Origin of the sequence: Pseudoalteromonas sp. APC 3691 (genome assembly GCF_030408135.1) — a bacterium.
Lineage (GTDB): Bacteria > Pseudomonadota > Gammaproteobacteria > Enterobacterales > Alteromonadaceae > Pseudoalteromonas.
In genome coordinates this window covers 19,000-33,180 of sequence record NZ_JASDCB010000050.1, presented here as the reverse complement: position 1 = coordinate 33,180, position 14,181 = coordinate 19,000, and the positions used below count along the sequence as shown (strand labels likewise).

General features: G+C 39.1%; 10 protein-coding genes. 4 read left to right on the top strand and 6 right to left on the bottom strand.

Features of this window, described 5'->3' with window-relative positions; all coding sequences use genetic code 11:
• Positions 1 to 571: 571 nt before the first annotated feature.
• The gene (gene polA, locus QL998_RS14875; protein ID WP_182197185.1) at positions 572 to 3,307 is read right to left on the bottom strand and encodes a DNA polymerase I; all 2,736 of its coding nucleotides are present in this window, start codon (positions 3,305 to 3,307) and stop codon (positions 572 to 574) included.
• 524 nt (positions 3,308 to 3,831) lie between these two features.
• Between polA and elbB the strand changes: the two genes are divergently transcribed.
• From elbB to QL998_RS14860, 3 genes are all read left to right on the top strand, one after another.
• Positions 3,832 to 4,479: an isoprenoid biosynthesis glyoxalase ElbB gene (elbB, locus tag QL998_RS14870; protein ID WP_024605302.1), complete on the top strand. Its 648-nt coding sequence runs from the start codon at positions 3,832 to 3,834 to the stop codon at positions 4,477 to 4,479.
• Positions 4,480 to 4,712: 233 nt separating this feature from the next.
• Entirely contained in the window at positions 4,713 to 5,108 is a 396-nt protein-coding gene (locus QL998_RS14865; protein WP_002959908.1) for a cytochrome c5 family protein, read from the top strand.
• A gap of 164 nt (positions 5,109 to 5,272) precedes the next feature.
• On the top strand, positions 5,273 to 7,837 hold the full coding sequence (locus tag QL998_RS14860; protein ID WP_182197186.1) for a diguanylate cyclase: 2,565 nt from the start codon (positions 5,273 to 5,275) through the stop codon (positions 7,835 to 7,837).
• Positions 7,838 to 7,852: 15 nt separating this feature from the next.
• Here QL998_RS14860 and rep read toward each other — a convergent pair whose 3' ends face one another.
• Positions 7,853 to 9,871, bottom strand: a complete 2,019-nt coding sequence (gene rep / locus QL998_RS14855) for a DNA helicase Rep (protein WP_024605304.1) — start codon at positions 9,869 to 9,871, stop codon at positions 7,853 to 7,855.
• A gap of 161 nt (positions 9,872 to 10,032) precedes the next feature.
• Between rep and QL998_RS14850 the strand changes: the two genes are divergently transcribed.
• Entirely contained in the window at positions 10,033 to 10,296 is a 264-nt protein-coding gene (locus QL998_RS14850; RefSeq protein WP_002959905.1) for an accessory factor UbiK family protein, read from the top strand.
• Positions 10,297 to 10,513: 217 nt separating this feature from the next.
• On the opposite strand, the gene QL998_RS14845 is transcribed toward QL998_RS14850, so the two are convergent.
• From QL998_RS14845 to QL998_RS14830, 4 genes are read right to left on the bottom strand one after another with little or no spacing between them, the layout of a single operon-like run.
• Entirely contained in the window at positions 10,514 to 11,158 is a 645-nt protein-coding gene (locus QL998_RS14845; protein WP_182197188.1) for an NAD(P)H-binding protein, read from the bottom strand.
• Between the two features lie 4 nt (positions 11,159 to 11,162).
• The gene (gene can, locus QL998_RS14840; protein ID WP_007582103.1) at positions 11,163 to 11,825 is read right to left on the bottom strand and encodes a carbonate dehydratase; all 663 of its coding nucleotides are present in this window, start codon (positions 11,823 to 11,825) and stop codon (positions 11,163 to 11,165) included.
• A gap of 30 nt (positions 11,826 to 11,855) precedes the next feature.
• Entirely contained in the window at positions 11,856 to 13,031 is a 1,176-nt protein-coding gene (locus QL998_RS14835) for a methyltransferase (RefSeq protein WP_182197190.1), read from the bottom strand.
• Positions 13,032 to 13,091: 60 nt separating this feature from the next.
• Positions 13,092 to 14,126 (bottom strand): ABC transporter substrate-binding protein, encoded by a 1,035-nt coding sequence (locus QL998_RS14830; RefSeq protein ID WP_182197192.1) that lies wholly within the window; start codon positions 14,124 to 14,126, stop codon positions 13,092 to 13,094.
• Positions 14,127 to 14,181 lie beyond the last annotated feature (55 nt).

Below are 14,181 nucleotides of genomic sequence, written 5' to 3'. Positions count from 1 at the left end.
CCCACCCTCAAGCACAGTATTGGTCTGACTAAGTATAGGGCGTTGCGCTATTTTGCACGCTGACCCACCAATACTGCCGAAACAGGTTACGGTTAGTTGTGTACCTCTAACTTCTTATGGCTTCCTTCAGACCCCACCGTTGGCCAGTGACGCCCTTGCCATTCAGATTATCTTCCCCTTAGTCAGGGTAATAAGGCATCTTTCAGCCTATCGGGTTTGCCAGCTTCGCTGGGCAAACAAAAAACGGCCCACCAAACAAGTTGGTAGGCCGGTATAGCAAACTGGGGAGAAGCTATCAATTTGTTGCACCCTTTCAGATGCATCATCAACAGGATGTCCTACAGGATAGGACAGGCGGGACTTTAACAAAAGCACGCATTAAAATACAATCATATTCCTGTAAAACAGCTAGAATTGACGAACATATAACTATTTAATACAAATAGTTGCTTAAATTAACCTTATTTTAACTAAAGCTTGCATATAGCTAATTAAATCGCTGTTATTCGCCATTTTTATTAAACATAAAAAAAGCGCCAAAAGGCGCTTTAATTAAAATGCTCAAATTGCATTAGTGGGCTTGTTCCCAGTTGTCACCTTCGTCGGCTTCAACAATAAGCGGCACATCAAGCGCTGCAGCTTGCGACATCAGCTCACAAATATGTTTTGTATATTCTGGTGCGCAGTCTGTTTTAATTTCAAATACCAATTCATCGTGTACTTGCATAAGTAACTTAATCGTATTTGGCGCTTGTTCGTGTACCCAGCGGTTAACGCTCAGCATTGCCTTTTTAATAATATCAGCAGCAGTACCTTGCATTGGCGCATTAATAGCAGCACGTTCAGCTCCTTTTCTGCGCGCCCCATTACGTGCGTTTATTTCTGGCAAATGTAGGCGACGACCAAATATTGTTTCAACATAGCCATTTTCAGCTGCTTTTTCACGTGTTGTTTCCATGTACTCTAATACACCAGGAAAACGCTCAAAGTACTTATCTATGTAATGCTGCGCTTCATGGCGTGGCACATCTAGTTGACGTGCTAAACCAAATGCAGACATACCGTAAATTAAGCCAAAGTTTACTGCTTTCGCCTTGCGGCGCATATCGGTAGTTACATCATCAAGCTCTACACCAAATACTTCAGCGGCAGTTGCACTGTGTACATCTAAGCCGTTAGCAAATGCATTTAATAAACCTTTGTCTTGTGAAAGATGCGCCATAATACGCAGCTCAATTTGGCTGTAATCGGCAGCGACAATTTTGTAACCATCGGCAGCTATAAACGCTTCACGAATTCGACGCCCTTCTTCTGAACGAATAGGAATATTTTGTAAATTAGGATCGGTTGAACTCAAGCGCCCCGTTGCTGTAATTGCCTGATGATAAGATGTATGTACACGCTGGGTTTTCTCATTCACCATTAATGGTAATTTATCGGTGTAAGTTGATTTAAGCTTTGATAAACCACGATGCTCTATAATTACTTTAGGTAGTGGATAATCATGAGCAAGCTCTTGCAATACTTCTTCTGCGGTAGAAGGTGCACCTTTAGGTGTTTTTTTGATAATAGGCAGGCCAAGCTTTTCAAACAACAATACTTGTAGTTGCTTAGGAGAGCTTAAATTAAATGGTTCGCCTGCTATTTCAAATGCTTCTTTTTCAAGCTCAATTAAACGCTCGCCTAATCGTTGGCTGTGTGCTGCAAGCATATTGCTATCTATTGCAACACCGGTTCGTTCAATATCAGAAATCACACTAACAAGTGGCATTTCTATATCTTCGAATACAGATTTTAGCTTTTCATCAGCCACTATTTTTGGCCAAAGCACTTTATGGAGGCGCAAAGTAATATCGGCGTCTTCTGCAGCATAAGGCGCAGCTTTTTCAAGTTCAATTTGGTTGAAGGTAAGTTGCTTTTTACCTTTGCCAGCAATATCTTCAAAGCTAATATTTTTATGACCTAGATATTTAAGTGCTAGCGAGTCCATATCGTGGCGTGTACCCACACTATTAAATACGTATGACTCAAGCATGGTGTCAAACTTAATACCGTTTAGCGCAAAACCTGCATTCGCTAATACACTTTTGTCGTATTTAAGGTTTTGCCCTACTTTAGCTTTGTTTTCATCGGCCAAAATTGGACCTAGCTTTTGCATTACAAATTCCAGACTTAATTGCTCAGGCGCACCCGGGTAGTCATGCGCTAGAGGTAAATACACAGCTTCACCCGCTTTTACGGCAAAACTCATACCCACTAATTGCGCTTTCATATAATCAAGGCTGGTAGTTTCTGTATCAAATGCAAATAACTCGGCACTATTTAATTGCTCTATTAACGTATCAAATTGCGCTTGCGTTAAAATAGTTTCGTAATGAGCGTCTTCTACTTTTGGTAATTCAGTGGCTTCGGTAGGTACAGCTAAATGTGTTTCTGCATCTTTGGGGTTATCTAGTAACTCAGCTAACCAACGACGAAATTCGCACTCACCATATAGTGCAATTAATTCGTCTTTATTTGGCTCTTGTAGTTTGAACGTATCAAGATCTGATTCAACTTCAACATCGCACTTAATTGTTGCAAGCTCGTAGCTTAAAGGCAGATGATCGAGAGCTGCAGCTAACTTTTCACCTATTTTACCCTTAATCTCACTTGCGTGATCCATTACACCTTGCAACGAGCCATATTTCTCTAACCACTTAACGGCCGTTTTTGGACCACAGCCTTCAACACCTGGGATATTATCGACCTTATCGCCCATTAGTGCCAAGTAATCGATAATAAGTTCGGGGCCTACACCAAACTTTTCAACTACGGTAACAGGGTCTGAAATACTGTCGGTCATCGTGTTTATTAATGTAACGTGTTCATTTACAAGTTGCGCCATATCTTTATCGCCAGTGGAGACAAGGACATGCCGTTTTTGCTCAGTTGCAATGCGTGCAAATGTGCCAATAACATCATCAGCTTCAACGCCTTCGATACTAATTAGCGGAAAACCCATCGCTTTGATAATGCTATGTATTGGTGCTATTTGCGTACGTAAGTCATCCGGCATCGGCGGGCGATTTGCCTTATATTCGCTATACATATCGTTACGGAACGTTTTGCCTTTAGCATCAAATATAACCACCATATGTGAGGGATCATATTGTCTGATCAAGCTTTTAAGCATGTTGATCACGCCGTAAATAGCGCCCGTAGCCTCACCTTTAGAATTAGTTAAATGCGGCGGAGAATGATAAGCACGAAATAAATATGACGAGCCATCAACTAAAATAAGTGGGTTTTCGGGGATCTGAGCCATGGTGAATTTGGATCCTAAATGCAAAAAATTAAGGTAATTATAAGCATGCCATAAGGTAGTAAATAAAACGACTGTGAATTACTGTTTATCGTGTTATTAAAACTAGAGCAAGCTGTGGATAAGTGTGTAGATAACAGCCACGAGCTATTCTTCCAAAGCATTAAAAAATGCCTAGAAAATACTTTAACTGTATGTTTTAATTTAAAAAAGATAATACGAGGTTCTTTTTTTATTATTTTAAACCAATGTGGAAAAAGGTTTTCTAACGACTGCTTCTGTTGTTATTCACTTTGATTATTCGCGTCCATTTAAATAACCGGAGGAGTATTCTAGCACAATGGATCGAAGATCATAGCGATCCTTTATAATTTTTTTAAAGGCAAAGTGAGCGCAAATGGCATAAACCGCAAAACGACTTGCACTGCGAATGATTTTTGTACTAAAAATTTATTTTCGCGAGAAATTTTGAGCATGTTAAACTCCATCCGATCGACTTATAAAAAAGACTTTAGGGGCACAAAAGCATGAAAAACGTAGCAGTAATATTAGCAGGGTCTGGTGTGTACGATGGTAGTGAAATTAATGAAGCAATTTTAACTTTATTACATATAGCCAAAAATGGCGCAACGTATCAGTGTTTTGCACCAGATATTGAACAACTTCATACCATTAACCATTTAACAGGTGAAGTAATGCCTGATAAACGCAATGTATTAACAGAAGCTGCTCGCATTGCACGAGGTGACATTAAATCACTGATTAAACTAGACGTGACTCAGTTTGACGCATTAATTGTACCTGGCGGTTTCGGTGCTGCAAAAAACTTATGCGATTTTGCAATTAAAGGCGCAAAAGCAAATATCAATCAGGACGTCCTTAATGCTTGTAAATCATTTGCAAAAGCGAATAAGCCTGCAGGTTATATGTGTATCGCACCCACATTGATCCCATTTATTTACGATAACGCCGCACTTACTATTGGTAATGATGTAGAGACAGCACAAGCGCTAAGCACATTAGGCGCTAAACATATAGATTGTGCGGTTGACGGTGTAGTTATCGATGAACCAAATAAGTTAGTTACCACCCCTGCTTACATGTTGGCAGAATCGATTCTTGAAGCCGACGCAGGGATCGCAAAACTAGTTAGTAGCGTATTATCAATAAATTGATTTTGATCTTAGGATCTAAAAAGTTAATTGAATGACTGATTGCGCTTATTAAATTGCTTAACAAAAAACAGTAAATAATTAAATTTTATTGCGTTAACGCAAAAAGTAGTCAGTTTTATTAATAAAAACGGCTCTTAGCATTTTATAAATTGGCTCAGAGAGTTATAATCGGTTTAATTTCCGTCATCTTTAATCGTGATTGATCACGTTCAAATCGAAGTGAGCAAGGCAAAATGAAAAAATTAACAGCTGCAGCATTATTATTGCTAGCAACCACTGCATACGCACAGCCATATGATAACTCTATGACTGAAGATGCAATTAAAGCACGTCTCGCGCCGGTTGGTGCTGTATACCTTGAAGGCGATAAAGCTGCAGTTGCAGCGGCGCCTACAGGTCCTCGTTCTGGTGAGCAAGTATATCAAGGTGCATGTTTTGCATGTCACGGCACTGGTGCACTAGGCGCGCCTAAATCGGCTGACGATTGGGCTCCACGTATTGCTAAAGGTAAAGACACTTTACTTGAGCATGCACTAAATGGCTTTAATGCTATGCCTCCAAAAGGCACGTGTATGGATTGTTCTGATGATGAGATTAGCGCTGCTATCGACTTTATGACATCTAAATAAGCTCGATTGAAATATACAAAAAAGGTTTACTTCTGTAAGCCTTTTTTAATGCCTAAAATAGTGTGTCTAGCTACTGCTTTAGTAGGAATATCAACTTGACGATAAGCACTAAAAGTGAAAGTATAAGGCTAATAACTATACAATAAAAATAGCCGGTTAGATCATTGGAAGATAAACTATCAGTATCGAGTAAATTGGCGTATCAAAATAAACGCCTTAAAGCGCTTCTCGAAAAATACAAACAATCACATCATTTACAAAATGCCCTGATCCAATTATCAGAGCAGGCAAGTACTGTGGCCGAGCTAACCCTGCTATACCCTGCCATCCATGACATTTTACAAAAGTACGTACCTAGTAAAAGTTTTTATGTGGTGCTGCTAAATCAATACAGCCAATCACTAGAACTTTCTTACTTTTCAGATGAAAAAGATGGTATTGCCGTCGCCCTTAACCAATCAAATAGCTTTGATGAAGGCGCCACGGGTTATGTATTTAAACAGGGTAAAACCACATGCTTTACCAAGCAGCAAATGCAAGATGCTGCAGCAGAAGGTTTATTTAAAGCATTAGGCACTCCTGCCGAACACTGGGTAGGCGTACCAGTTTACCAAGAACATAATATTATCGGTGTTTTAGCAGCGCAAAGTTACGATACAAAACAAGGCTATAGCTCACAGCAAATACAATTACTTGAGTTTATGTCGCTTTATTTGGCAACAGCAATAGAGCGTGTAAAAAAACGAGAGCTTCTTGAGTCAGAAGTTAAAATTCGCACCCGCGCACTCACTCAAAGTAACGATGCACTAAACCTTGAAATAGAGCAGCGTAAACGCGCACTTCAACGCCAACAAATTCTATTTAAAATATCTGAAATAGCAACGCAAGCTAAAAACCTTGATGACGCTTATTTTAAGATACACGAAATAATAAAAACAATTACCTACGCAGAAAACTTATATATTGCGCTTTATGATAGAGAAACAGGGTGGATTAGTTTTCCTTATTGCGTAGATGAATTTAAAGAAAATACACAGCCAAGACGCTTTGCTAAAGGTTATAGCGAACTGGTAATAAGCACCGAAGAAACACAACTAATACACACATGTAGAGCAAAAGAATTAATAGTAAGCGGTGTGGTACAACGTTCAGCACCTGTACCAAAAGAGCAAATGGCCACTAGCTGGTTAGGCGCTCCACTTAAAACAGCTCAAGGTGTTATTGGTCTTCTTGTTTGCCAAGCCTACGATAACAAACATATATTCAGCCGAGATGATTGCGAGTTAATTACCTTTGTATCGCATCAAATTGCAGCTGTTTTACAAACAAAGCTCGTCAATCAAGCAATTGCAAAAAGCCATCAAGAACTCGAATTTAGAGTAAACGAAAAAACCAAAGAATTGCGTCAAACTAATCTGCACTTACAAATGCAAATAGATGAGCGAAAAAAAATAGAGCAGCAGCTTTATCATGATGCACATCACGATTCACTTACGAGCTTGCCTAATCGTAGTCTATTTTTAACTCAGCTCGAAAAAACGCTACAACATTATCAACGTTTTCCTGAGCACCACTTTGCTGTTTTGTTTATCGATTTAGATAAATTTAAAGATATTAACGATCAGCTTGGCCACCATGCAGGCGATCAATTTTTAATTAACGTAAGTGAGTTATTTGCCCAATGTATACGCGAGCATGATTTACTAGCACGCTTAGGCGGAGATGAATTTGTTATTTTATTAACCCATTTAACTGAGCCTCAACAAGCAGAAGATGTTGCAAATCGTATTATAGATTTAATGAAAAAACCCTTTTATCTCAAAGGTGAGTCTTTACAAAGTGGTGCAAGTATAGGGATAACCTACTCAAAGAAAAGCTATACGCATACAGATGAAATTATTCGTGATGCCGATGCTGCCATGTATCACGCTAAAAACTCAGGAAAAAACCGTTACGAGTTATTTCATCCGCTATTAACGCAATCAATACCTGCGCAGACTCTAAAAGCACAACATCACCTTGATATATTACCTATGAGTTTTAGAAGCTCAGAAATAATTACGCTTGATGAGCAACAACAGTCTGAATCTTTATTTGAAGCATTTGGTGAACACCCAATACTTGGCTTTACTAGCTTTGATATTTTGAAAAAGTTTGCATCAGATAAAGAGCAGCATCTGCAAGTAGAGTTACAACTATTACAACGCGCCTATGCACAAGCAATTACTGCAAATGTAGCTATGGCATTGGTTCCTTGCTCTGGTTTGCTACTTGAGGAACACGAATTTGTTTTATTTACAGATACGCTAAATAAACAACAAGGACAAAGCCAACTCTGTTTATTATTTGATGAACAAGAAATTCGCCACGCATGTGCAACGCAAATAAAAAACCTCAAAACGCTATCACAACTTGGTTATTCAATTGGTTTAAACAATTTTGCTAAAGACAGGTGCGAACTTAATTTACTAACCGATATTAATTTTGATTATTTACTACTTAGCTCGACCTTTAGTAAACGTGTTTTACAACAAGAAAGTTACGATTTTCAGCTACAGGGCGTGCTTGCAATTACAAAGCTCAAAGCAATGAAGGTCATTGCTAAAGGCCCATCAATACTTAATTTTAGAGCTTTACTAGACAAGCACGGTTTGGCATTTTTTGTGGGAAAACAACACGCTCTAGTATGCTCTGAGTTACCTGAAGTGCAAGCAACCCAGTCTTTATAAAGTTAGCCTGAGGTATTACTCAGGCTTTTTAAACATCGCTCGTAAGTTAGCGACTCTTGCTTGGCCTTTTTCCATGCGCTCTGCTTGGGTATTTGGCGCCTTTTTGTTTTCGAACGCGAGATCGTCCTGCGGTAACTCTTGTACAAATCGGCTTAATTCAGTTTGTGAGGTTTCACCAAATTGACGACGTATCTTTGCATAAGTAAGTGTTAACTCCTGCTGCGCACGAGTAATACCAACATAAGCTAAGCGACGTTCTTCATCTACGTTGTCCTCATCAATACTTACCTGATGCGGAAGTAAACCCTCTTCCATACCCACCATAAATACGTACGGGTACTCTAAGCCCTTTGATGCATGTAGTGTTGATAAGTGCACTGCATCGGTTTCATCTTCTTCTTCGTTACGCTCAAGCATATCGCGAAGGGTTAGCTTGCTAACAACCTCGGCTAATGTCATTGGTTCGTTGTCGGCATCACCGGTCAACATATCTGTTATCCAACGATACAGCTCTGATACGTTTTTCATACGCATTTCAGCCGCTTTTGCACTCGGTGATGACTCGTACAAATATGCCTCGTAATTAATATTACGCACTAAGTCTTTAACAGCTTCGAGCGTATCACCGCGTACTGCGTTATCAGATAGCTCAACAACCCAGCGTGCAAATCCAGCAAGCGCATTAAAGCCACGCCCTTTTAGCCTGTAGCCTAAATCGTTATCAAAACAGGTAGCAAATAAGCTCGCGTGCTTTTCATTAGCAAGCGTACCAAGCTTTTCAAGGGTAACCGTACCTATTTCGCGTCGCGGTGTATTTACGATACGTAAAAAAGCATTGTCATCATCTTGATTAACTAGCAAACGTAAATACGCCATAATATCTTTAATTTCTGAGCGAGCGAAAAACGACATACCGCCACTAATTTTATAAGGGATACGGTTACTCATTAGTGATTTTTCAAAGCCACGTGCTTGATGATTACCACGATATAAAATCGCGTAATCTTTATAGCTGGTTCGCTTCATAAACTTATGTGAAATTATTTCAGCAACCACACGCTCAGATTCATGCTCTTCATCGCGGCACCCTATTACTTTAATCGGCTCACCATAACCTAGTTCACTAAATAACTTTTTCTCTATGTCATGTGGGTTATTCGCAATTAAAATGTTAGCCGCTTTTAGTATTCGCCCTGCACTTCGATAGTTTTGCTCAAGTTTTATAAGTCTAAGCCCTGGGTAGTCTTTACCTAATAACACTAAGTTTTGCGGGCGAGCACCACGCCATGAGTAAATTGATTGATCGTCATCACCTACAACAGTAAAACGGGCACGCTCGCCTACTAGCAATTTAACAAGTTGATATTGGCTTGTATTGGTATCTTGATACTCATCCACCAGCAAGTATTTAAAGCGTTGCTGCCAGCGCTCACGAGATGTGGCGTTATTAGTAAGTAACAAAGTAGGGATCATAATTAAATCATCAAAATCCAGTGCGTTATAAGCACGTAGCTGATTTTGGTAGCGAGCATACAGCTGTGCAAACAATGCCTTTTGCGCATCACGCGCTTCGCGTATTGCTTGCTCTGGCAGTACTAATTCGTTTTTCCAACTACCAATTTCCATTTTAAGTAGTTTGAGTAAGTCCTTGTCTTTTTTTAGCTCATCTTCGGTGAGTTCACTAAGAAGCTGATTGGTATCTTGATCATCAAATAACGAAAAGCCGGGTTTAAACCCTAATGTGCTTAACTCTTTTTTTATTATTTCTAAACCGAGTGTATGAAACGTCGATACCCACAAACCTTTGGCGTCTTGTTTACCAAGTGTTTGCAGTACTCGTTCACGCATTTCTTTGGCTGCTTTATTGGTAAAAGTAACAGCGGCTATATTTCGCGCTTTGTACTCACATTTTTTCACTAAATAAGCGATTTTATTCGTAATAACACGGGTTTTACCAGAGCCTGCGCCTGCGAGTACTAAGCATGGACCACTAATATATTTTACGGCTTCATCTTGTTTAGGATTGAGTTTCATAACGACCAAAGAAATTTAAAAGACGCGCAATTTTAACGTAACCATTACAGCGAGCATAGCAATTGCCTTAATTAATTAAGGTAAAGATGATCATGTGTTAAATACCGTGGGTATAAGGTAATATTAGTTATTATCATTTAGGCAATGCCGAAGGGACAAATATGATCAACCCAGCAAAACTTGAAGAAATTGCTAAGCAAATTACTAGCAATATGCCACAAGGTGTAAAAAACCTAGCAGACACACTCGAAGGTAAAACAAAGCAAGTTCTACAAAACAAGCTTGCTGAGATGGACTTTGTGAGCCGTGAAGAATTTGATGTGCAAAGCCAAGTACTTATTCGTACTCGCGAAAAGTTAACCGAACTTGAAGCTAAAGTTTCATTGCTTGAGCAACAACTTAGCGCTAAAACTGACGCTGAATAATTATACCAATTGCATTAAATTAGTGTTCTATTATAGCGATAAGAAAATAGCTCAATAACAAGGCTAAAATTATGGTACATAGTTGTTCTATATAAATAATTTTTAACGTAGTTCGTGAGTTATCTAATACACTAGAATGATAATTTTTTTAATAAAATTGGTATTAATTTAGTGTACAAAAAAGGCAGCTTAGGCTGCCTTTTGCGTTTTACTCAGTTTATTCAAATAGCTCATCTAGCACATAATAAAATAACTTAGTCTGTTGCTCTAAACTCACACTCAGCATTTTTTGCGCAACTTGCTCGCCAGTTATTGGTTTGTAACGCTTTAAAAACGGAAGTCGTGTAATAACATGAAAAATAATACTGCCTATCTTTTCTGCCACTCTAAATTGCTCACGATCACCTAATAATAAAGATGGTTGTAAAATACTTATTTTATCAAAAGGGAGTGCTTTAATATGTTGCTCAAGCTCACCCTTCATTTTCAAATAAGCACTATTACTGTGCGTGTTCGCCCCGCTTGATGACACTAAGCAGTAATGCGTAACACCATTACATGCCGCTAACTGCGCCGCTATAAACTGATAATCAAAATCTACTTTACGCTGAGCTTGTGTAGAGCCCGCCCGTTTACGGGTTGTGCCCAAACACGAAAACAATACGTCACCTTTAAAAAGCTCAACGTATTGAGTTAATTTTTCAAAATCAATAACGTGATTAACTAGCTTTGCGTGTGTAATAGGCAAAGCCCGACGACTTAACGTAACCACTTTGGTATAACGATCGCTCTTAAGTAGCTTATGTAGCAACTCATTACCGACCAAACCTGTAGCACCTATTAATATCGCCGTTTTAGTCATAAATTTATTTATTTTCGCCCACTTTATTAAGTACGTGCTGCACTGCTTTTTTGTAGCTTTGCGTTTCTTCACTCGCGCACGTTACTACAGATTCTAAATCATGAAGATGGCCGTTTTCTAAACCATAAACCCAACCATGAACGCTTAGCTCTTGGCCGCGCTCCCACGCATCTTGCACAATGTTAGTACGGCATACATTACGTACTTGCTCAATTACATTTAGCTCAATAAGGCGGCTTAAACGTTCGCTTTCTGGCATTGCATCAAGTTGTTCAAGATGCTTTTCTTTTACATCCCCTACATGGCGTAGCCAATTATCAATAAAGCCAAATTTTGCATTGTTTAAAACGGCTTGTACGCCACCACAGCCATAGTGACCTACTACCATAATATGTTTTACTTTTAAAACCTCTACAGCGTACTGCATAACCGACAAACAGTTATGGTCAGTGTGTACAACCACGTTAGCAACGTTACGATGCACAAATAATTCGCCTGGTAATAAATCAACTATTTGATTAGCAGGTACACGAGAGTCTGAACAACCAATCCATAAATACTCTGGATTTTGTTGCATAGATAAAATTTTAAAAAACTCAGGATCAGCTTCGCTTGTACGTGCAGCCCAACGTTTATTGTTATCGAATAAATTTTTTAACTTTCTCATTGCATCTCTTATTAAGTCGAGGACGGAAATTTAATGGATATTAGCAAGAATCAAAATATTACGAGGCGTTAACTGCTTTTCACAAAACGTTTTAACGCTTACTTGATAGCCTTGCTGTTGCAAATATAAAGCACGATCGAGCACAAGCCAAACTTCAATTGCCCTTCTGAACACATGTCGAACCAGTTCAACTCGGTCAGTTATTTTTTTTCGAGCAACACCAATATCTAAATATTTATTATAATCAGTATCTTGAGGTAGGTTTATTGCCTTTTTATCTGCAGCCCATGCACAAAATGATTTAAACGAATCTGAGAATATAGCTTTGTTAACCGAAGGTACGCTTACATAATATTGCTCTCCAGTAATCGATTTTCTAAGTGCATCAAAACCAAGTCGCCATTCTAGCTCTGTTTTACGTACTTTTTCCAGACGAGAAGGCGCTGTTACGGTTTCTTGTAATGCGAGCTTTAAATCGCGATGCGTTAGGTTAAGCTCACTTTTATTTGCAACCTCACTCATTACACGGTACTCATTAGCCGTAAATAAATGATAGCAACAAGGTGAAAAGCTAATTTGCTGTACTTTCGCTAAACTTGCTTGACGCATAAATGCTTGGTGCAAACCACCACATGCGTGTAGCGCTACGGCATGCATATCAGCATTAAAAAATTGAGTGATATCCTCTTTTAATACATCAGCTTGGCTAAAGTGCATTGCCAAGCCTTGTTGCTGTGCACTTTTTTGTCCTTGCTCGCATAAGCTTTGTTGCAGTTCAATACTATGCACATTATTGGCACCATTAAACGCAAGCATTCGCCCTAAGTGTCCTTTACCCGCACACCACTCTAAAACTGGTTGCTTAGTATTAGGTAGTGCAGATACAAAATCTTGTAACTGATCAAACTTACGACCTTTAATGCCGTTACTTATCCAAAACGGATAATCAGATCGAGAGTGTGCAGAGCTAGGTAAATCACATAGCTTAGCAAGTTCATCAAGTTGGTTTATGTGTTGGCTAAAAAATTGGTATAGCTGATTTTGATCATTATCAAGAACGGTTACCTGATCATCAGTTAGTTCGTTAAGTATGCCTTGCAGCTCTGGCCAAGGAATAGTGTCAAAATCAAATGCGGTGCACTGCCAATACTGACGATGGCGCATTAAAAGTGAATCAAGTGCAAAAAATTGCTCAGCTAAAGTCATAACAGCTTAAAAAATAAAAAAGACAATTAATTATATCAGTTTCGTGAATTTCCTAAGCAGTTATTTTTGGCTAAAAATCAGCCGTAAATACAAAGGTATTGAAATAATACTCACCAAAATAGCTGCTATAAGCATCCATGATAATTGCATCTTTTCAGGCTCTTGGTATTTATAAATAAAGTGAGATTTCACTTCGTCAAATTCGTTTTGCTGTATGCCATATAAGTCAGCAATTAAACGCCACTTTGCTATCGACATATGCCCTAAACTGGTAGTGGGTGGGGTTATATAACTTTTTAGTACTTCAGCCTCAAAGGCGAGCTGATGAAAGCTCTTACTCGGTGCATAGTTTTGCTGAGTGACTGCAATGGCTTCGTCCATATTCATCATTGCATAGCGCCAACCTTTTAGGCTCGCTTGGTAGAATTTTTCGACCGTTTGTGGATTTTGCTTAAGCATGTTTTCGCTGGTAAATAAAATGTCGCTATATACGTCCATACCATAACGCTGTGGGCAAACAAGCCGATGAGCTACGCCTTGTTGAGTCATATAATAAGGCTCTGTAGTAACATACACTTGCATAGCATCTAGCTTGTTTTCAATCCAAGCCTGATTAAAATTTTCGCCATTGTAAACTTTGAGTTTATCTACATCAACGCCACTGCGTTTAAGCATAATAAGTAGCTCGGTGCCGTCATTTTTGCTCACCGCAGTGATGCGTTTATTAACAAAGTCACGTGGATGAAAAATATCAGACGTGTCTTTAACCATCCAGCAGTAAGGTGAAAATTGCAATAAGGCAGCCATAGCAACAAGAGGTTGTCCATTAATACGTTGCTGTAAAATACCAGAGTGCCCAACTCCAAATTGTGCTTCGCCACTGGCGACAGGAGCAAAGGTATCAGGTTTCATTGGATTAGCTTGCTTAATGGTTACATCAAGGCCCGCTTCATTATAAAAGCCTTTTTGCTTTGCCATATAGTAGCCAGCAAACTGAAACTGATGTGTCCATTTTAGCTGTAATGTGACTGATTCTTGCGCCGCGATATGGCTACAAAAAAAGCACAATCCAATGATTAATCCTTTAAATAGCAACTAGGTGCCCTCAAAAAGTATGACGATTACCTGTAACTATATGTAAAACGTGCGA